We start from the raw sequence: 21,137 nt of genomic DNA, 5'->3' as shown, positions 1-21,137 counted from the left end.
ATGAAATAATGGCAGAGTTTGTTGATTTGGATAAGGTGCCTAAAGTAAAAATTTATACCGGAGAGGAAATACCGGGGATTGGAATGGGAACATTTGGCTCCGACAGATTTTCGGCGAAAGAGGTGTCAGACGCAGTTGCAGGCGCAATCCGCTGTGGTTACCGTATGTTTGACTGCGCGGCATGTTATGGGAATGAAGACCAGATCGGGCAGGTTTTCAAGGAGGCGTTCGAGGAAGGCGTGGTAGAGCGGAAAGACCTCTACATTATGACAAAGGTATGGAACGATATGCATGAAAGAGTGGAGGAGTCGTGCAGAAAGAGTATTGCAGACTTACAGTGTGAATATATCGATATGTTCTTTATTCATTGGCCGTTCCCGAATTATCATGCGCCGGGCTGTGATGTGGAGTCTAGAAACCCGGATTCCAGACCGTTTAGTGTGGAAGAGTTTATCCATACATACAGACAGTGTGAGGAACTTGTGGAGAAAGGACTGATCCGTCATATCGGTATTTCCAATCTGACGATTCCGAAGCTGGAGGCGGTACTTCCGCTGATGAAGATCATGCCGGCGGCATGTGAGTTTGAATTACACCCATGTTTCCAGCAGCAGGAGCTGTTTGATTATATTGCAGCGCACAATATCCAGCCGATCGGATATATGCCTCTTGGTTCGCCGAAGAGACCGGAACGTGATATTTGTCAGGAGGATATTGCCGACATGGAAATGCCGGGGATGGTGGAAATTGCGAAGGCACACAACTGCCATCCGGCATTGGTCGCATTGAAGTGGGCAAGCCAGAGGGGACAGATTCCGATACCTTTTTCTGTACATGAAAAGAATTACGTCAGCAATCTGAAATGTTTGACAGAAGATCCGCTGACAGAAGAAGAGATGGCAGTGATTGCAACATTGGAGAGAAACAACCGTCTTGTAAAAGGACAGGTGTTCCTCTGGGAAGGTGCAAAAGACTGGCATGACCTCTGGGATGAAGACGGAGTCATTGTAAAATAATGGAATAAAATATAAATACAAATTTTAGAGCAGTATAGACGAAAAACCGTTATTGTTCACACCCTACGTGTGCTCCAGTAACGAAAAACCATCGTGTATACTGCTTTTTTTTAATGAGGTGTTTCACGAATTTAACGAACATGGTATAATGTACGCGAACACAAAGAATCAAGCGGCAAGAAGTGACATTTGATTCTTGTGCGCGAATCATAATGTAGTGCAACGGAATTATGGTGTAATTTAATTATAAGAAGATACAATGACTGTGGGAGGATTTGATGTGTATAAAGTACTGTTAGTAGATGACGAAATTCTGGTTCGTGAGGCAATTGGTAAGAAGATTGAGTGGAATAAGCTGGGGTTTGAACTGGCGGGGGATTGTGAGAATGGCAGAGATGCAGTTGATTTTGTGAAAAATAATCAGGTAGATTTGGTGCTTACGGATATTTGTATGCCCCACATGGATGGGATGGAACTGAGCCGCTGGCTGTATGAGAATTATCCTCATGTAAAGATTATTATTTTTAGCGGATATAGTGACTTTGAGTATGCAAAGCAGGCGATTCAATATAAGGTATCGGAATATATACTGAAACCTGTGACGGCAAAAGAATTAACGGAAGTTTTAAACCGTCTGAAAATCAAGCTGGATGACATGCGCAAAGAAGAGCGTAAGATAGATAAGTTAAAGAAAGTATATCATAATTATACAAAAAATGAGGCGCTGATTATTGCAAAGGCACTGTCAAGACTGGTGACTGGAACACAAGAAGTGGAAAGGAGTCTCTGTGAACTGCAAGACATGGGGATTGAGATAAAAGGAACGGTATTTCGGGCAGTGGTTGCAGATATTGATATATATTCAGCGTGGTGTGAGAATGGATGCAATGGTCTGAAAAAGGAAAGTGCATTAATGTCTTTTGTTGTAGAAAATATCAGCGGTGAGATTGTGGAGGAATATGAGGCGGGACTGGCCTACAGGGATTCAGACAACCGTGTCTGTATGCTGCTATGGACAGATGCTCCGCAAAGATTTAAGGAAGTTGTCCCGAACATGTGCAGGGAGATACAGGAACAGATAAGTATGGCAATGAACTTAAGTGTATCGATCGGAATAGGCTGTTATGTAAATTCCCTGGATGATTTACCCAAGTCATATGAGTCTGCAGTCGATGTACTGAAATATCGTTACAGTAAGGGAAATGGGGTCCTCATAGATTGTGAGGAAGAAATCAGAGAAGGGAATTTTCTGGAACTGGAATCGAAACTCAGAGAGATTACTTCTGCACTCAGAGGAGGGGACGAAGCCGGTCTTATGGCTGTTCTAGACAGTATCGAAAACTGGATCCGAGAACGGTATGTCAGCCGGAATAAAGCATCCTCTTATCTGAATCAGGTGCTTCATGCGATACACAAATGTGTTCTGGAGACAGATGAACATTTTGAACTAAATGAAATGCTTCTTTCCAAAGCGGCAGAAGCACAGAGCATTCAGCCAGCAATGAAGCTGACAAGGGAATACGCGCAAAAAGGTATTATTGCGATGAATGTGTCTGGACAGACCAGTGCAGAGCGGCAGGCGAATCTTGCTATGGACTATATGCAGAAAAATTACGGGGACTGTGAACTGGGACTGAATCAGATCTGCGAGTATTTAAATATCAGTACGAGTCGTTTCAGCAGCATTTTTAAAGAAGCAACAGGGAAGACATTTATCGAAGTGCTTACCAATATCCGCATGGAGAAGGCAAAGCAGTTACTGCGTCAGACAAGCCTTAAGAACTATGAGATCGCAGAAAAGGTGGGATTTAGTGATCCTCATTATTTCAGTATTGCATTTAAGAAAACAATTGGCATGACTCCGAAGGAATATGCAAGGGAGAAAAATTGATGGAAAAACCTACATTATTTATGCGTATGTTCGGCAGGTTTAAGAGCATACAGAGTACCATGATGCTTTCCTTCTCGGCATTAATGGCAGTTGCAGTGCTGATTTATCTTTTGATCGCTTTGAACTTTACAAAACGGACAATTTATGAGAACTCAGACAACTACACATCCCAAATCGTGAAACAGGTAAATTATGACATCGATACCTATATTGATTATATGGAAAATGTTTCTACGGTGATGGCGAAGAGTGCAGATATATCTTTATATTTGTTTGAGGACGAGCTATTGGAGAGTGAGAGGGAAGAAGAACGGGACCGTATACTTACACAGTTCAATACCATTATGGAGAGCCGTGAGGATATTTACAATATTGCGGCAGTAGCGGAGAATGGCAGATATATACTGAATCAAGGTGAGGATGAGCTGACTCCATATATTGATATTCAGAATTTGGACTGGTATCGGGCAGCCATGAATTCAGACACCGGAATCGCAGTGTCTTCTTCTCATGTGCAAAATGCAATTCAATCTAGTTATAAGTGGGTTATCACATTAAGCAGAGTACTTCTGAATAACCGGACAGGTGAGAAAGAAGGGCTTTTCTTTGTGGACTTGAACTACAGTGCGATCAGTGATCTGTGCAACAACAACAGTATTGGAAATAAGGGATACATTTTTGTGCTGGATGCTGAAGGTAATGTAATCTATCACCCGAAGCAGCAGTTGATGTATGGAGGTCTGCTAACAGAACATATTGATGAAATTATGAACTGTGAGAGAGATTCACTGACGGTGCGAGACGGTACAGAGCGTAAGCTCTATACTCTGTCACGTTCAGATAAGACTGGATGGATTGTAGTAGGGGCAGCATATACTTCTGAATTATTAAAAAATAACAAGCAGGCACAGATACTATATATATTGGCAGCTGTAATTCTGATTTTGGGAGTTCTTCTGATTTCAAATATGCTTTCCAGGGCAATTACCAGACCGCTGCGTCAGCTCACAGAATCAATGAGTATGGTGGAGAAAGGGCAGTTTGACCGGGCAAATGTATATGTGACGATGGAAAATGAAATTGGAAGCCTGGGTAAGTCCTATAATCTGATGACAGAGCGTATCCATACTCTTATGGAGGAAAATGTGTACGAGCAGAAGCAGAAACGTAAGAGTGAGCTGAGGGCGCTGCAGGCGCAGATTAATCCACATTTCCTTTATAATACACTGGATTCGATTATCTGGATGTCTGAGGCTGGACAAAATGATGAGGTTGTGGAAATGACTTCCGCTCTTGCCAAACTTCTTCGCCAGAGTATTAGTAATGACAATGAACAGGTTGAGCTGGTACAGGAAATGGAGTATGTACATAATTATCTGACAATCCAGAAGATGCGTTATCAGGATAAATTAGAATATAACATTGAGATTGAGCCCATAGTAAGTCATGTAAAGATTGTGAAACTGGTATTGCAGCCTATAGTAGAAAATGCAATTTATCATGGAATTAAATATAAAGGAAGCAAAGGGAGCCTGTGGATTCGTGCTTATGCGGACAGTGGGGATGTCTGTATCGCAGTTGAGGATGATGGAATTGGAATGGATGAAAATATGCTCAGCACGATTTTTGACGAGAAGGAAAAGAGCAGGAAGCAAAATGGTGTCGGTGTATCTAATGTACAGAAGCGTCTGAAACTTTATTATGGAGAAGAATACGGAATCACCTATGAGAGCCGGCCGGGTGTAGGAACACGGGCTATGATTAGAATTCCGCAGCAAGGAGACAGGGAACATGAGAAAATGGATTAAGACACAATGGACAAGTGCCCTGATAAGCTGTATTTTAGTAGGGATCTCGCTTTTTGTAATGCTTGCTCTGGTGTGGCCGGATACAAAGGAAAAAGATCCTTATAAACTAATATTTATTCCAAAGACAATTGATCCTTCCAATGGGTTCTGGACATCGCTGATTCAGGGGGCGAAACTTGGGGCGACAGAGTTTGGAGCAGAGATTGAAGTATATGGCACAGATTCGGAAGGGGATGTAGATGAGCAGCTTGAATTGATTTATTCTTGTATAGAGAAGAAACCGGATGCCTTGATGATTGCCCCGGCAGACTATTCCCGTACAACAGAAGCCTTGCGTGATGTGAAAGAGAGTGGAATCAAATTGATTCTGCTGGATTCGACAATTGACCAGAATATTGCAGATGCAGTTGTTTGTACAGACAACTATGTAGCGGGGAGGGAACTGGGAGAATATACCAGAAGATTTTTGGATGGAAAATCAGTAATTGGGGTTGTTGCTCATGTACAAGGAACCTCAACCGCAATGGAACGTGAAAACGGAATCAGGGATGGATTGGGAGAGTATGAAGCACGTATTGCAGATGTAGTGTTCTGTAACTCTTCTTATGAGAAAGCATATGAACTGACAAAGCAGATGTTGAGTGATTATCCCAATATGAATGTCTTGATCGGGCTCAACGAGTATTCAGCAATTGGCGCGGCCAGGGCTGTGCGTGATATGGGGGTGGCAGATAAGATACATATGGTTGGATTTGACAGCTCTATCGAGGAGATTCAGTATCTGGAAGCAGGGGTTTTTGAGGCGATTATCATCCAGAAACCATTTAATATGGGATATCTGGGGGGTGGAACAGACGATCAATGTACTGACCAACCGTGAGGTGGAGCGGGACATAGATTCAGGAAGTAAGCTGATTACAAGAGATAACATGTACGAAGAAGAGAATCAGAGACTGCTCTATCCCTTTTCTGACCAGTAAGGCGGAGAAAATATAAAAATTGCAATAAAACAGCGAGAACGGGTGTTTTTAATTAATAGGTTAAAAATTTACTGCATAGTAATTTTTTAACCTTTTTTAGTAAGATATTCAATTCCTATTTCTTTAAGAAAAGTTCATAATTTATTCATAAATGAGGCGCGCTTCTCGTGTCTCAGTAGTTATCTGTGCGTAATTCGGACAGAAAAAAGATAAGGAATAGGAGGAAGAGAAGTGGAAAAGATTAAACAGCATCCTTTGGTGAAAAAGGTGGGATTTAACAGAATTGTCTTGATTGTTCTGCTGATACTGATGTATCTGGCTTTCGGACTGATGACAGGCGGAAGTTTCTTCACTGCTTCACGTATTATGAATACGTTGAATTATGTGTACTTTCTAGGCTTCCTTTCTCTGGGCGTAACATTTGTTATTGCGACCGGAGGAATCGATTTCTCAATCGGACCAGTTATGTTCTGTTGTTCACTTGTTTCCGGATATGCTTTGGTGACATATGGTGTGCCAATGGCTGCAAGTCTGGTGATGAGCATTTTGATCGGGGTAGCATTTGGAGTATTTAACGGATACTTGGTAGCGTATTGGAAGGTGCCGCCGTTTATTGTATCTATGGCGAGCATGAATATCGCAAAGGGTATTGCAGCCGTATTTACAAAAACACAGTCTGTAAGCTGGCCGCAGTCGAATGCAGAGGGCGGATGGTTCAGAAATGTTATAAGTATGAACGGATTTCCGGTAGGTCTGGTTATTTTTGGCGGTGTTGCTATTATCTGTGCAGTTATCCTGAACAAGACGAAGTGGGGACGTTACATTCTCTGCCTCGGAAGTAACAAAGAGGCTGTCAGACTTTCCGGCGTCAACATTAAGAAATGGGAGATGTTAGCATACATCATCTGCGGAATATTGGTTGGTATTGCGTCTATCTTCTTTGTAGCTACATATACAACAGTTCAGCCGGGATACGGCGACCAGTACAACAACGAGGCAATTGCAGGCTGTGTAATGGGCGGTACTTCCATGGCGGGTGGACTTGCTTCCATCAGCGGTACTGTGATTGGAGTAATTATTATCTCTCTTTTGCAGCAGGGTATTCTTGCACTGGGATTTACGAAAGACTATCAGTATATTATTACTGGTCTGATCGTTATCGCAGCAGTTTACTCAGACGTATCTGCAAGACGTAGAAGGAATTAGCAATAATAGAAAGGAGAGATAATTATGGGTGACATTATTTTGACAATGAAAGATATTGACAAGTCTTTCCCCGGTGTTCACGCACTTGACCATGTTGACCTGGAGGTCAGAAAAGGCGAGGTTCTTGCACTCATGGGAGAAAATGGTGCAGGTAAGTCAACCTTAATGAAGGTGCTGACAGGTATTTATAAGAAAGATTCCGGTACTATTACATATGAAGGTAAGGAAATTGAGTTTAAAAATACAAGAGAGGCGCAGGATGCAGGTATCGTAATCGTGCATCAGGAGCTGAACATGCTTGGTCATCTGACAGTGGCACAGAACCTCTTTATCGGAAGAGAGTTCAAGAAGGGAATCAAGATTGATGACAAAAAGATGAACGAAGAGGCGAAAAAGCTGTTTGACAGACTTCATGTTGATATTAACCCAAAAGAGAAGATGTCGAACCTGACTGTAGGTAAGCAGCAGATGTGTGAAATCGCAAAGGCGGTATCTTTCGATGCGAAGGTTATTATTTTCGATGAGCCTTCAGCAGCCCTGACAGAGTCTGAGATTGAAGAGATGTTCAAGATTATCCGTGATCTGAGAGAAAAGGATATTGCGATGGTATACATTTCCCACCGTATGGATGAGATTAAGGTGATCACAGACCGGGTAACAGTTATGCGTGACGGTACTTATGTAGGAACTTTGATTACAAAGGACAGTACAAAGGAAGACATCATCAATATGATGGTAGGCCGTGTCATTTACGAAGAACCTAAAACAGAAAGCGCTGTTCCGGAGGATGCGCCGGTTGTCCTTAAGGTAGAGCATCTAAATGCAGGTAAAATGGTACAGGATGTCAGTTTTGAACTTCATAAGGGAGAGATACTTGGATTCTCCGGACTGATGGGTGCCGGACGTACCGAGACAGCCAGAGCATTGTTTGGCGCTGATCCGAAAGAGAGCGGAGATATCTATATTAATGGCGAGAAGGTAACGATCAATAATCCACAGGATGCTGTTCGATGTGGTATCGGTTATCTGTCAGAGGACAGAAAGAGATATGGTATCGTTGTACAGAAGAGTGTTGCTGAGAATACAACAATGGCTTCCATGAAAGACTTCATGAGCGGTATCTTTATCAATAAGAAGAAGGAAAAAGAGGTTTCAGAGCAGTATGTAGAAGCGCTGGCAACCAAGACACCGGATGTTGATCAATTGGTTGTGAACCTGTCTGGTGGTAACCAGCAGAAAGTTGTTATTGCGAAGTGGCTGACACGTGATTGTGAAATCCTGATCTTTGATGAGCCGACAAGAGGTATAGATGTTGGCGCGAAGAATGAAATTTATAAGCTGATGAATAAGCTCGTAGCAGAAGGTAAATCTATTATCATGATTTCCTCTGAAATGACTGAGATTCTCCGAATGAGCGACCGTGTGGTTGTTATGTGTGAAGGAAAGAAGACTGGTGAGCTTGATATTTCGGAAGCAAAACAGGAAACAATTATGAATCTTGCAACAAGAGAGATTGAATAAGGAGGGGTGAGAAGATGACTAAGAATAAAAAGTTTCTCGGATTAAAAGGGCGAGAGGCAATGGTATTGGGAATCAACATCGCAATGATCATTCTCTTTAGTGTTCTCAGCCCGACATTCAGGTCTTATCCGACAGTGATAAGTGTTCTGGATATTTCATATTATATTACATTGATGGCGCTTGGTGTTACTTTCCCGTTGATTACTGGAGGTGTAGACCTGTCCATCGGTACAGGACTTGTATCTTATGCACTGATCGGGGGATACCTTGTAGTACATAAGGGAATGCCGGTAGGCGTCGGACTTCTTGCATGTGTTCTGATGGGAATTCTGATTGGTATATTGAATGGTGTACTGGTAGCGATCATGGATCTTCCACCGTTTTTGGCAACACTTTGTACCTGCATGATCACGCGTGGTCTGGGACCGGCGCTGTGCGGTGGTATGGGTATCTCATGGCCGTCAGCAATGTCCGATCAGGGTGCATTCAGAAGTCTGTTTAAGCTTACTACGGCGGATGGAACCATTGTTCCGATCGGTATTGTATCCGTGATCATACTTGTGATCATTATGTCATTTGTATTGGATCACACAAGAGTCGGACGTTACATCATTGCGATTGGAAGTAACAAAGAGGCAACCAGGCTTGCCGGAGTAAATGTGAAGTTTTATCATATGATGGCATATGTTATCTGCGGTCTGTTTGCAGGACTTGCGGGAGTTGCATATGCAGCATATGTAGCAACGATTTATCCTGGATCAGGAGCCGGATTCGAGCTTGACGCGATCGGCGGAGCCATCGTAGGCGGTGTGTCTACATCAGGCGGTGTTGGAACGATCCTCGGAACTTTCTTTGGTGTATTTGTTATCTGTCTGATGAAGGTTGGACTTCCGTTTATCGGACTTCAGGCAAACTGGCAGCAAATCTTTACAGGTATCGTACTGATTGCAGCCGTACTGATTGACCTTGTAAAAAAGAAAAAATAATATTATAATAATAAGCGTATGATGTTCACAGCAGAACTTCATATAGAAACATTTTATTTCAAGGAGGAAAACAAAATGAAAAAGAAACTTGTAGCTGTTTTACTTAGCACAGCAATGGTATTCTCACTGGCAGCTTGCGGCGGCAAAGAGGAAAAGACGACAGACGAAGGCGCAACAACAGAAAAAACAGAGGCAACAGATGAAGGTGGAGACAGCAAAGATTATCACTTTGAAGTAATCGTAAAGAGCTTCCAGTCTACATACTGGCAGGCAGCTGTTCAGGGAATCGAAAAGGCTTGTGGAGAGCTTGGAGTAACAGCAGAGTCCAATGGACCGGCTACAGAGTCTGATATCGCTGACCAGGTACAGATGCTTGACAATGTTATCGAGAAAAAACCGGATGGAATCGGTCTTGCAGCATGTGATACACAGTCTGTAGAAAAGTCTCTTCAGGCAGCATTAGATGCTGGTATCCCGGTTGTATGTTTTGATACTGGTGTTGACAATGCACCGGAAGGTTCTGTATATGCTACAGTAGCTACAGATAACGCACAGGCAGGAGCCGTTGCAGCAGAGAACATGTTCCCGGTTATCGAGGAGAAGATCAAAGCAGCCACAACAGATGCTAAAGTTCGTATCGGTGAAGTTAACCAGGATGCTACAGCTCAGAACATTCAGCAGCGTGGACAGGGATTCATCGACAAGATGATTGAGCTGTGTACAGGTGCAGGAAAGAAGGTTGCAGTAGTTGGTAACGAGTTCTATGTAAATGCGGCAGAAGGCAAGGTTGATGAAGCTGAGGCTGAAATCATCATTGAAGTTGGTGTTCCGGCGCAGACAACACCTGACCTTGCAGCTACAGAAGCTCAGAAGATCATGTCTAAAGAAGACACAATCGCTATCTTCGGTTCTAATCAGGTAACAGCAGAAGGACTTATTCAGGCTAACAATACACTGAACAAGCTTTCCGCAGATCCGGAAAAGGGAATTGTCGGTGTTGGATTTGACGCTGGTACTCCTCAGAAAGAAGCAATCAAAAACGGACAGTTCCTTGGTTCTGTAACACAGTCTCCGTTGATGATGGGTTATGAATGTATCTACACTCTGACAGATATCTGTGACGGAAAAGACGTTGAGGACATCCCGATGAATGGTTACTGGTACAATGCAGATAACATGGAAGCTGATGATATCGCTCCGAACCTTTACGATTAATTCGTAACAGAGTTTACGTTATCTGAGGTTTTAGTAAAAAAAGAGACCGGGCAGATTTTGCCCGGTCTTTTCTAATACGCTATTATGATATAGTTGTAGAATTGCGGTTCAAATTGGGGTATAATCAATACTATAAAACATTAGGCACAGGAGGATTTATATGCTTCAGGGAATTGAAACAATATTTGATAATAAAGATGAGATGCTCAAGCATCTCAAGAAGAAAACATTTGAGAAGAACACAAAAGAGTTTCTTGCACAATACGGACACTTTTTTTCAGAAATGGCAGAGTACACAGCGCAGGCGGCGGATAAGACACTGGCTGCAGAAGAGATTGGAAAGTGTATTGTAGGGGCAGTGGAGCAGAAGTTCTCCAATAAGCGTGGGAAGATAGATGGAAGAACACAGATAGATTTGAATTTCTTTATGATTTATTATGTGTTCACAAGTATTCTTTGTTCAGGAGAAGATGGACAGATTATTGCAGAGGGAGTCCGCAATGTCTGGAGCAAGAGCTTCAAAGATGGAGATATTCAGTATACAGACTATGATTCGCTGTATAATTCTTTTAGAGAGAAGATTTTTGGTCTTTTCTAAAGTAAATAAGATGTTGGGGTCAAAAGCCAACTCTTTCATTGTAGGTGAATTGAAAGAGGGCTGGCTTTATTTAAGATATACTTTTGTAAAAAGTTTATCTTAAATATTGTTTTGGGGTAGTACCCTTATATTTTTTAAAGGTCTTGATAAAATAGCTCAGGTCGTTGAAGCCGGAGCTATAAGCTACTTCTGTGATAGACTGGTCTGTTGTCAGAAGCTGATAACAGGCACGCTCAATCCGGTAATAATTAAGGTAATCTACAGGGGTTCTGTGAGTCATATCCTGAAAGAAGCGGCAGAAATATTTTGGGGACATATTGACAGAATCCGCCATTTCCTTTAGTGTAATCTGATGCTTATAAGAGGACTCTATGAACTCCAGAGCTTGTTTTAACTGCAAAATTTTGCGGTGGCTTCGGCTTTGCTGTTCTGGTACGGAATGAAAATATTCACCGGAAAATATGATGCCGATTATCTGATACAGCGCGCCTAGTACCATAAGCTGATAACCCTCTTTTTTAGAAGAAATCGCATCAAACAGCGTCCAGACACTTTGGTGAAAATCATTATAAGAACCATAGTGGACATACTGAATTTCTATTTCATGATCAATGATCTTCCGTAAAAATTTGCAGCAGGAATCATTTTTGTTCATGAGCATATTCATATCAAAAACAAGGCAGTCATATTCGCAGTCATAGGGGATTCCTTCGTGGAGAGCTCCGGCAGGGATAAAAACAAAAGAACCGGCGGGAACGAAAAATTCCTGATCGTCAATGATGACTTTAAAAGACCCTTTCAGAATCCTGATAAATTCAAATTCCACATGCCAGTGCATAGCCATGTTGTATTGGGGATGAGTTGGGGATACATGGTGATATTCCAGGGGGAAATCTGCGGTTCCGCGCTGTCTGTTTTCACGATAGTTGATATATTGCATAATCAGTGCTCCTTGTCTTCATTCATGAGCCGTGCGCCGCGCTGCACGGTCACAGACCAGTACAGCATCGGGGGATGATATGTGAATATTATTATATTTTTTATCATTATAACACAAGTAAATAAGGGGATACAATGATAAAATAATACTATAAACAGATAAGATGATTCTATGTTACTGGAGCACCCGTAGGGTGTGAACAGTAACGATTCTACGTCCCGCGGACGTGAGATTGGAAAGGAGGCATAGCAGTGGGGGACACGAAAAAGCAGGTTCTTGCATTTGACTTCGGCGGCGGAAGCGGCCGTGCGATTCTCGGAAGTCTGGAGAACGGCAAGATTCATATGGAAGAAGTACACCGTTTTTCTAATGACCCGGTCATTTTAGGAGATACAATGTACTGGGATACGCTGAGACATTTCTTTGAAATCAAACAGGGAATCGTAAAAGCGAAACAAAAAGGCGGTTTCGAGAGTATCGGTATCGATACATGGGGTGTGGATTTTGGTCTTCTGGATGAACATGGAGCGCTTTTGGAAAGTGCGGTTCATTACCGGGATGACAGAACACTTGGTATGCAGGATGAGGTATTCAAGGCGATACCGAAAGAGAAGGTTTATGAACTGACAGGACTGCAGTTTGAGAACTTTAATACCATTTTCCAGTTGTATGCACTGGTTCAGAAGAGACCGTGGATTCTGGAAAAGGCAGACAAGATGCTGCTGACACCGGATTTGTTCAACTATTTCCTGACGGGAGAGAAGAAGGCAGAGTATACAATGGCTGCAACGACACAGCTGTTGGATGCAAGAACGAAGAAGTGGAGTGAGCCGATTCTGGAAGCGCTTCAGATTCCGAAGAGGATTCTTCCAGAGATTGTGCCGAGCGGTACAGTGGTAGGGACATTAAAACCGCAGATTTGTGAAGAATTAGGTGTAGAACCGGCAAAGGTAATTGCGATCACAGGTCATGATACACAGAGCGCCGTTGTATCTGTACCGACGCAGAATAAAGACTTCATCTTTATCAGCTGCGGTACATGGAGTCTGTTTGGTACAGAACTTGACGGACCGGTTATCGGAGAAAAATCGCTGGAGTGTAATGTAAGCAACGAAGGCGGATATGGTAATACAACTACATTGCTTAAGAATATCATTGGACTGTGGCTTGCGCAAGAGAGCAGAAGACAGTGGATTCGTGAGGGTCAGGAGTATTCCTTTGGAGAGCTGGAGAAGATGGCGCTGGAAGCAGAGCCGTTCCAGAGCTTCATCGACCCGGATTCACCGGAGTTTGTAGCAGCGGGAAATATTCCAGAGCGTATCCGCGAATTCTGCCGCAGAACAGGGCAGAAGATACCGGAGACAATCGGAGAGATTATGTGCTGTATCAACCAGAGCCTGGCATTGAAGTATAGATATGCGCTGGAACAGATTGAATCCTGTACAGGCAAACATTATCCGGTCATCAATATGATCGGAGGCGGCATTCAGAGTAAGCTGCTCTGTCAGATGACCGCAGGGGCTGCGGGAAGAAAAGTCGTTGCAGGTCCGGTTGAAGCAACAGCCCTTGGCAACATTGCTGTTCAGCTTATGGCGCTGGGTGAGATTAAAGATGTGGCAGAAGCAAGACAGATAATAGCAGATTCAGAAACTACATACGAGTATCTGCCGCAGGATGCGGATAAGTGGGATGCTGCGTATGAGAAATTTAAAACATTTATTCATTAATTTAAAGGAGGAATGCAATTATGGCAAAATCAAGATTGATTGGTGATTACCCGGTGATCGGAATCAGACCTACTATCGATGGAAGAAGAGGAGCTTTGAAAGTTCGTGAGTCTCTGGAAGACCAGACAATGAACATGGCAAAATCTGCAGCAAAGCTGTTTGAAGAGAATCTGAAATACACAAACGGTGAGCCGGTTAAGGTTGTTATCGCTGATACAACAATCGGACGTGTTGCAGAGGCGGCGGCATGTGCAGATAAATTCAAAAAAGAAGGTGTTGACATTACTCTGACAGTTACGCCATGCTGGTGCTATGGCGCAGAGACAATGGACATGGATCCAATGACTATTAAAGCTGTATGGGGATTTAACGGAACTGAAAGACCGGGAGCAGTTTATCTGGCATCAGTACTGGCTACACACGCACAGAAGGGGCTTCCGGCATTTGGAATCTATGGACATGACGTATGTGAAGCTGATGATACTACAATTCCAGAAGATGTTAAGGAAAAACTGTTAAGATTCGGACGAGCAGCAGTTGCAGCAGCTACAATGCGAGGCAAATCTTACCTGCAGATCGGTTCTATCTGTATGGGAATCGGCGGATCTATCATTGATCCGGCATTCATTGAGGAATACCTTGGCATGCGTGTAGAATCCGTTGACGAAGTAGAGATTATCCGCCGTATGACAGAAGGTATCTATGATGAGGCTGAATATCAAAAAGCTCTTGCATGGACAAAAGAGAAATGTAAAATTGGTTTTGACAAAAACCCTGAGGAACTTCAGAAATCTGCGGAAGCAAAAGAGGCTGACTGGGAATTTGTTGTAAAGATGATGTGTATCATCAAAGACCTGATGAACGGCAATCCGAACCTGCCGGAAGGATGCGAGGAAGAGAAAGTTGGACACAATGCGCTGGCAGCTGGATTCCAGGGACAGAGACAGTGGACAGACTTCTATCCGAACTGTGACTTCCCGGAGGCTATGCTGAATACTTCTTTCGATTGGAACGGAGCAAGAGAGCCTTACATTCTGGCAACAGAAAACGATGTACTGAACGGACTTGGAATGATGTTCTGTAAACTGCTTACAAACTCTGCACAGATTTTTGCAGACGTTCGTACATACTGGAGCCCGGAGGCTGTTGAGAGAGCAGCAGGTGGTTATAAGTTAGAAGGCAAGGCAAAAGAGGCTGATGGATTTATCCACTTGATCAACTCTGGCGCGGCTTGTCTGGATGCGAATGGTCAGGCTGTTGACGCTGACGGCAACCATGTAATGAAACCGTGGTATGAGGTAACAAAAGAAGATCAGGATGCGATCATGGCTGCAACAACATGGAATTATGCTGACCTGGGATACTTCCGCGGCGGCGGATACTCATCCAGATTCGTAACAGAAGCTGAGATGCCTGTAACAATGATTCGTCTGAACCTTGTAAAGAATTTGGGACCGATGCTGCAGATCGCAGAAGGATGGACGGTACACCTTCCAGACGAAGTGACAGATGTTCTGTGGAAGAGAACAGACTATACATGGCCATGTACATGGTTTGCTCCGAGAACAACAGGAGAAGGCGCATTCAAGACAGCTTATGATGTTATGAACAACTGGGGCGCTAACCATGGTGCGATCAGCTATGGACATATCGGAGCAGATCTGATTACACTTTGCTCTATCCTGAGAATCCCGGTAGCTATGCATAATGTACCGGAAGAGAAGATTTTCCGTCCGGCATCCTGGAATGCATTTGGTATGGACAAAGAGGGTTCTGATTACAGAGCATGTCAGGCATATGGACCGCTGTATAAGACGATCAGATAATCAAATATGTACAACATAAATGATGAGGGGCGCTCTTGTGAGCGCTCCTATATCAGATGTAGAAGGAATTTAAACGAATATTAGGAGGACGACATCATGTTAAAAGGTATTCCGAAAATTTTATCCCCAGAACTTCTTATGACACTGGCTGAGATGGGACATAGTGACCGTATTGTTATCGCAGACGGTAACTTTCCGGCTGAGTCTATGGGTAAGGACTGTATCGTAATCCGCTGTGACGGACATGGCGTACCAGAAATCCTGGACGCAATTCTTCAGGTATTCCCATTAGATACATATGTAGAGAAGCCGGTAAATCTGATGCAGCTGATGCCAGGTGATGTAGGCAAGGTTGAGACACCGATCTGGGATACATACAAAGAAATCGTTGCAAAACATGACGAACGCGGAGCAGATGCAATTGGCAATATCGAAAGATTTGCATTTTATGATGAGGCAAAGACTGCCTATGCAATTATTGCAACCGGTGAGTCAGCAATTTATGCAAATGTAATGCTGCAGAAGGGCGTTGTCGTAGATTAAATATATACTTACAAAATTTACTGGAGTGGTCCGTAAATGCAGACCGCTCCCCTTTTTTATTGCCTCAAAGTACTGGATGGTGATAGAATAAAGATAGTTCTAAGAAAATGAGGAAACGATATCATGACCATTACAGAAATTGCAAAGATGGCGGAAGTATCTGTATCCGCTGTCTCCAGATATTTGAATGACGGCTATGTAAGCGAGGAAAAGGTTCAGCGGATTAAAGCAGTGATTGAGAAGACTGGCTATCGTCCATCGAAGCAGGCGCAGTCTATGCGCACGAAAAAATCTAAGGTCATCGGTGTGATTTTGCCCAAAATCAGTTCTGAATCTATTGCCAGGGTTGCGGCGGGAATCAGCGAAGTGCTGTCGGAATCAGGTTATCAGATGTTATTAGCTAATACAGAGAATAATCCGAAAAAGGAAATGGAATACTTGCAGCTGCTGAATAACAATCCAGTGGACGGCATTTTATTTTCGGCTTCTGTTTTTGATAAGGCACATAAGGAGGCGTTAAGAAAACTGGACGTGCCTGTTGTGATCATCAGTCAGAAGTTTGAAGATTATGCCTGCGTATATCATGATGACTATGGCGCTGCCCGTGCCATGATAAAGCAACTGCTGGATAGTGGAAAACGCCGCATCGGACATATCGGCGTAACACTGAAGGATGAAGCGGCGGGAGTACAGCGGACGAAGGCTTTTTTCGATACTATGGAAAAATATGAAGTGTCTGTAAATCCGCAGATGGTGATGGAAGCTCCCTTTGTGATGGAAGGCGGTTATGAGGCTATGAAGCATCTGCTGAATAAGAATCCAGATTTGGATGGAGTGTTTTGTGCGACGGATTCATTGGCAGTGGGGGCTATGATGTACTTGAAAGAGATTGGAAAACAAATTCCGGAAGAAATTGCAGTGACTGGAATCGGGCATAACCGGATGTCAAGAGTCGTGACACCGACACTTGCAACGGCACATCTGCATTATCGTTCAAGTGGTGTAGAAGCGGCCAAGATGCTGGTGGAGATGATAGAACAGGAAAATGTGATATCTAAACAACTCATGCTGGGGTATGAAATAATTGAGGCGGAGAGTGTGTGAAAAGGATATCACTTACAGAGCTTTGTTATAACGTGATTTGGGCAAAAACAGACCTTGTGAGGGGAGGGTGACTCTTCACAAGGTCTGTTTTTTATAGAATTTTAAGAAGAAAGCAGAAATTATTTTTGTTAAAATTTGCTGAAAAAGGATACAGTATTTTGTGTGTTCTGCCAATTTACAAATGAGTTTTGTATGATAAAATATAATCATAATATGAAAACGATATCACATTATAAATCTTAAGAAAACATAGAAAAGTAATGAGTGATAAGATGATATAATGAAAACGATATCTTAAAGGAGGGCATTATGGATTATAGGGAAACAGCACAGCAGATTTTTGAAAAAATCGGCGGTAAAGACAATCTGGTTTCAGCAGCACATTGTGCAACGAGACTACGTTTAGTGATCGTAGACAATGATAAGTGTGACAACAAGGCAGTTGAGAACATTGATGGTGTGAAGGGCGTATTTTTTGCATCCGGGCAGATGCAGATTATTCTTGGGACGGGAACTGTAAATAAAGTATATGATGAATTTATCAAAATTGCAGGTATTTCCGAGATGAGTAAGGAAGAGGTGAAACGGGAAGCGGCAAAGAATGCAAATCCGTTTCAAAGGCTGATTAAGACAATCGGCGATATTTTCGTACCGATTATTCCCGCAATCGTTGCCAGTGGTTTTCTGATGGGAATCATGGAAGCGCTGAATTTTATGGTAAATAATGGATTCCTGCAGATCAGTACAGAAGGTTCTATTTATCAGTTTGCAGTATTATTCAGTAATGTAGCATATGTATTTCTGCCGATTTTAATTGCATTCAGTGCAGCAAAAGTATTTGGCGCGAATCCATTTCTCGGAGCGGTAATCGGTATGATTATGATTCACCCGAATTTGCAGAATGCATGGACAGTTGCAACAGAAGGGGTACAGAAGACACAAGATGTATTTTTCGGACTGTGGGAGATTGACATGGTCGGCTATCAGGGGCACGTTATCCCGGTTATCATTGCAGTATTTGTTTTGAGTGTGATCGAGAAAAAGCTGCATAAGATAGTTCCTCCGATGTTTGATTTATTTGTAACGCCTCTTGTCAGTGTGTTTGTCACAGGATATTTGACGCTGGCGGCGATCGGTCCGGTATTTGTGTTTGTTGAAAACGGGCTGCTCGGCGGAATCCAGAAGCTTTTGACTCTTCCGTTCGGGATTGGGAGCCTTATTATGGGCGGTCTGTATGCACTGACAGTTGTATCCGGTATTCACCATATGTATACAGTGATTGATTTGGGACAGCTTTCTATGTATGGACTGACTTACTGGCTACCCCTTGCATCTGCAGCGAATGTTGCACAGGGCGGCGCAGCCCTGGCGGTTGCAGTGAAAAGTAAAAATCCGAAAATGAAATCTGTTGCACTTCCCTCTGCACTGAGTGCGTGTATGGGAATTACAGAGCCGGCGATCTTCGGGGTGAACTTACGGTATGGAAAGCCATTTATTGCGGCATCTATCGGCGGTGCCTGCGGAGCACTTTACGCTTCCATTGTAGGACTTGGAGCAACAGGTACGGGGGTAACGGGAATTTTTGGAATCCTGCTTCATTTACATAACCCACTGAATTACGTAATCACAATGGTAATCGCGTTTGGTACAGCATTTGTACTGACAGGTGTTTTGGGGTTTGAAGAAGAGACAGAACAAAGCACAGAAGCAAAGGTTGTAGAAGGGAAGAGTGAAACAGAAAAAGTGAAAACGGAAACCGATGGTCAGCAGATGGAAACAGAGTTATCCGGAAAAAGAGCAGAATTTTTCAGTCCGATTCCGGGAGAAGTCATTGCGTTAAGTGAAATCCCGGATGAGACATTTGCATCGGGTGTGTTGGGAGACGGTGTTGGTGTAAAGCCATCTGAAGGAAAAGTGTATGCGCCATTTGACGGAACGGTGTCTACTGTATTTGATACAAAGCACGCAATTGGACTCACAGCAGAAGACGGTACAGAATTGCTCATTCATGTAGGAATTGAAACAGTGACATTAAAAGGAAAGCCGTTTCGTGTCCATGTGGAAAGCGGTCAGAAGATAAAAAAAGGAGCGCTTCTTATTGAATTTGATATAGATAAAATTACAGAAGCGGGTCTGTCTACAGTGAGCGCTGTAATTGTTACAGATTCCACAGAAAATAAAATGATTGAGTTTACAGCAAGGATATAATGAAAAAAGCAGAATATAGTAAAACAGGAGATATCAGCAAGATGAATACAGATAAGTGGAGATTACAATTGCATCTGATGCCGCCAGATGGGTGGTTAAATGACCCAAACGGACTCTGTCAGTTTCACGGGGAATATCATGTGTTCTTCCAATATTCCCCGGGGGAGCCGGAAGGAGGCATGAAGCACTGGGGGCATTATATCAGTCCGGATCTGCTTCATTGGGAGTATGCGGGAACTGCTCTTTCTCCGGAAGAATCCTTTGAGTCCAGAGGAGTATATTCTGGTTCGGCACTGGTGCGTGACGGAAAAATGTATTTATATTATACGGGAAACGTAAAACTTAAGGGCGACTATAATTATATAACGAATGGACGCCAGAGCAACACAGTACTTGTTGAAAGTAATGACGGAAGAACATTTGGCAGAAAAGAATGTCTGATGACCAATGCTGACTATCCATCCGATCTGACTTGTCATGTGAGGGATCCAAAGGTAGTGAGCGGAGCGGATATCGGGATCAACGATGGATGTGACTATATGGTGTTGGGAGCGAGAACAAGAGAAGATGTAGGAGAAATCTTGCTGTACCGTTCTGGGGATTTAAGACGCTGGGAATTTGTTCACTCCATCTCCTCTGATGAAAAATTTGGTTATATGTGGGAGTGCCCCGATGTGTTTATGGTAGATGGTCAGAAGATCCTCAGTATATCACCGCAAGGGATTGAGTCTGATGGAATAAATTATCAGAATCTGTATCAGTCGGGTTATTATAAGGTACAGGGAGATTTCGCAGGAGAATATGATCTTTGGGGGTTCAAAGAGTGGGACAGAGGATTTGACTTTTACGCTCCGCAGACCTTTGCAGATGAAAAGGGCAGACGGCTGCTGATAGGATGGATCGGAATGCCGGATGTGCCGGAGCATGAGAATCCGACAGTAGAATACGGCTGGCAGAACGCGCTTACTGTGCCGAGAGAAATCTGTTTGAAAAACGGACATATTACGCAGTACCCGGCAGAAGAGCTGAAGGTGTTAAGGGCAGAAGAGCAGGTGCTGGAAACCGGAGAAATTTCGGAGGAAATGTCATGCTATGATGCAGAGGTAAAAGTGAATCAGTCAGAAGAGTTTGAAATTGTTATTTCAGACAGTATTTACCTCTTTTATGAGAAGGACAAAAAGATTTTTACGCTGGAGTTTGATCAGGCGGCAGATATTGGACGGGGCCGCAGAAGCCGAAGCGTTCATCTGGACAAGTGCGAGACGGTCCGCATGCTGATGGACACATCTTGTATGGAGATATTCCTGAATGGGGGCGAAGAGGTATTCACATCTCGTTTCTATACAGAAAATGGAAAGAGCAGTTTTAAGATAAATAATCCGGGAGCAAAAGTCCATTACTGGAAGCTGAATACACTGGAGATAAAATAAAGACAAGAAGAAAGAACAGTAACAAAGGGAGCGGTCCGCTGAGTGCAGACTGCTCCCTTTAGTACTGTGCACAACCTGCTGATGTGCACAGTACTCTCCTTGTTACTGTTCACACGGCGCCTTGCACTGTGCTGCAAG

17 protein-coding genes are annotated in these 21,137 nt (G+C 43.2%); 16 read left to right on the top strand and 1 reads right to left on the bottom strand.

Annotated elements, in window-relative coordinates:
• Positions 1 to 8: 8 nt before the first annotated feature.
• The 10 genes from NFS18_RS08095 (at position 9) to NFS18_RS08055 (ending at position 11,221) form a co-directional block, all read left to right on the top strand.
• The gene (locus NFS18_RS08095; protein WP_251389585.1) at positions 9 to 1,016 is read left to right on the top strand and encodes an aldo/keto reductase; all 1,008 of its coding nucleotides are present in this window, start codon (positions 9 to 11) and stop codon (positions 1,014 to 1,016) included.
• Between the two features lie 280 nt (positions 1,017 to 1,296).
• The gene (locus tag NFS18_RS08090) at positions 1,297 to 2,907 is read left to right on the top strand and encodes a response regulator (protein WP_251389584.1); all 1,611 of its coding nucleotides are present in this window, start codon (positions 1,297 to 1,299) and stop codon (positions 2,905 to 2,907) included.
• The gene (locus tag NFS18_RS08085) at positions 2,907 to 4,715 is read left to right on the top strand and encodes a sensor histidine kinase (RefSeq protein ID WP_251389583.1); all 1,809 of its coding nucleotides are present in this window, start codon (positions 2,907 to 2,909) and stop codon (positions 4,713 to 4,715) included. The genes NFS18_RS08090 and NFS18_RS08085 overlap by 1 nt, the downstream gene beginning before the upstream one ends.
• Positions 4,699 to 5,595 (top strand): substrate-binding domain-containing protein, encoded by an 897-nt coding sequence (locus tag NFS18_RS08080; RefSeq protein ID WP_251389582.1) that lies wholly within the window; start codon positions 4,699 to 4,701, stop codon positions 5,593 to 5,595. The genes NFS18_RS08085 and NFS18_RS08080 overlap by 17 nt, the downstream gene beginning before the upstream one ends.
• Positions 5,561 to 5,695 carry a hypothetical protein gene (locus NFS18_RS19360; protein WP_277613537.1) on the top strand — a complete coding sequence of 45 codons (135 nt, stop codon included), beginning with the start codon at positions 5,561 to 5,563 and terminating at the stop codon, positions 5,693 to 5,695. The genes NFS18_RS08080 and NFS18_RS19360 overlap by 35 nt, the downstream gene beginning before the upstream one ends.
• A 231-nt stretch (positions 5,696 to 5,926) precedes the next feature.
• Positions 5,927 to 6,901, top strand: a complete 975-nt coding sequence (locus tag NFS18_RS08075; protein ID WP_251389581.1) for an ABC transporter permease — start codon at positions 5,927 to 5,929, stop codon at positions 6,899 to 6,901.
• 24 nt (positions 6,902 to 6,925) lie between these two features.
• Positions 6,926 to 8,422 carry a sugar ABC transporter ATP-binding protein gene (locus NFS18_RS08070; RefSeq protein ID WP_251389580.1) on the top strand — a complete coding sequence of 499 codons (1,497 nt, stop codon included), beginning with the start codon at positions 6,926 to 6,928 and terminating at the stop codon, positions 8,420 to 8,422.
• A gap of 14 nt (positions 8,423 to 8,436) precedes the next feature.
• On the top strand, positions 8,437 to 9,408 hold the full coding sequence (locus NFS18_RS08065) for an ABC transporter permease (RefSeq protein ID WP_251389579.1): 972 nt from the start codon (positions 8,437 to 8,439) through the stop codon (positions 9,406 to 9,408).
• Between the two features lie 75 nt (positions 9,409 to 9,483).
• Entirely contained in the window at positions 9,484 to 10,623 is a 1,140-nt protein-coding gene (locus NFS18_RS08060) for a substrate-binding domain-containing protein (protein WP_251389578.1), read from the top strand.
• Positions 10,624 to 10,783: 160 nt separating this feature from the next.
• Positions 10,784 to 11,221, top strand: a complete 438-nt coding sequence (locus tag NFS18_RS08055; protein ID WP_251389577.1) for a hypothetical protein — start codon at positions 10,784 to 10,786, stop codon at positions 11,219 to 11,221.
• A 94-nt stretch (positions 11,222 to 11,315) separates the two neighbouring features.
• Here the strand turns inward: NFS18_RS08055 and NFS18_RS08050 are convergent, their stop codons facing one another.
• Positions 11,316 to 12,161: a helix-turn-helix transcriptional regulator gene (locus NFS18_RS08050; RefSeq protein WP_251389576.1), complete on the bottom strand. Its 846-nt coding sequence runs from the start codon at positions 12,159 to 12,161 to the stop codon at positions 11,316 to 11,318.
• Between the two features lie 251 nt (positions 12,162 to 12,412).
• On the opposite strand from NFS18_RS08050, the gene NFS18_RS08045 reads away from it, so the two are divergent.
• The 6 genes from NFS18_RS08045 (at position 12,413) to NFS18_RS08020 (ending at position 20,999) form a co-directional block, all read left to right on the top strand.
• The gene (locus NFS18_RS08045) at positions 12,413 to 13,888 is read left to right on the top strand and encodes a rhamnulokinase (protein WP_331477599.1); all 1,476 of its coding nucleotides are present in this window, start codon (positions 12,413 to 12,415) and stop codon (positions 13,886 to 13,888) included.
• A 20-nt stretch (positions 13,889 to 13,908) separates the two neighbouring features.
• The gene (locus NFS18_RS08040) at positions 13,909 to 15,714 is read left to right on the top strand and encodes an L-fucose isomerase (RefSeq protein ID WP_251389575.1); all 1,806 of its coding nucleotides are present in this window, start codon (positions 13,909 to 13,911) and stop codon (positions 15,712 to 15,714) included.
• Between the two features lie 96 nt (positions 15,715 to 15,810).
• Positions 15,811 to 16,257 (top strand): RbsD/FucU family protein, encoded by a 447-nt coding sequence (locus NFS18_RS08035; protein ID WP_251389574.1) that lies wholly within the window; start codon positions 15,811 to 15,813, stop codon positions 16,255 to 16,257.
• Between the two features lie 123 nt (positions 16,258 to 16,380).
• Positions 16,381 to 17,361, top strand: a complete 981-nt coding sequence (locus tag NFS18_RS08030) for a LacI family DNA-binding transcriptional regulator (protein WP_251389573.1) — start codon at positions 16,381 to 16,383, stop codon at positions 17,359 to 17,361.
• Between the two features lie 309 nt (positions 17,362 to 17,670).
• Positions 17,671 to 19,569 carry a PTS beta-glucoside transporter subunit IIBCA gene (locus NFS18_RS08025; protein ID WP_251389572.1) on the top strand — a complete coding sequence of 633 codons (1,899 nt, stop codon included), beginning with the start codon at positions 17,671 to 17,673 and terminating at the stop codon, positions 19,567 to 19,569.
• On the top strand, positions 19,569 to 20,999 hold the full coding sequence (locus NFS18_RS08020) for a glycoside hydrolase family 32 protein (protein ID WP_251389571.1): 1,431 nt from the start codon (positions 19,569 to 19,571) through the stop codon (positions 20,997 to 20,999). Before NFS18_RS08025 ends, NFS18_RS08020 begins: the two co-directional genes overlap by 1 nt.
• Positions 21,000 to 21,137 lie beyond the last annotated feature (138 nt).

The sequence above is a fragment of the Mediterraneibacter agrestimuris genome (assembly GCF_943193195.1).
GTDB lineage: Bacteria > Bacillota > Clostridia > Lachnospirales > Lachnospiraceae > Schaedlerella > Schaedlerella agrestimuris.
Note: the sequence above shows the minus strand (reverse complement) of the source record. Positions and strands in the feature narration are given on the sequence as shown.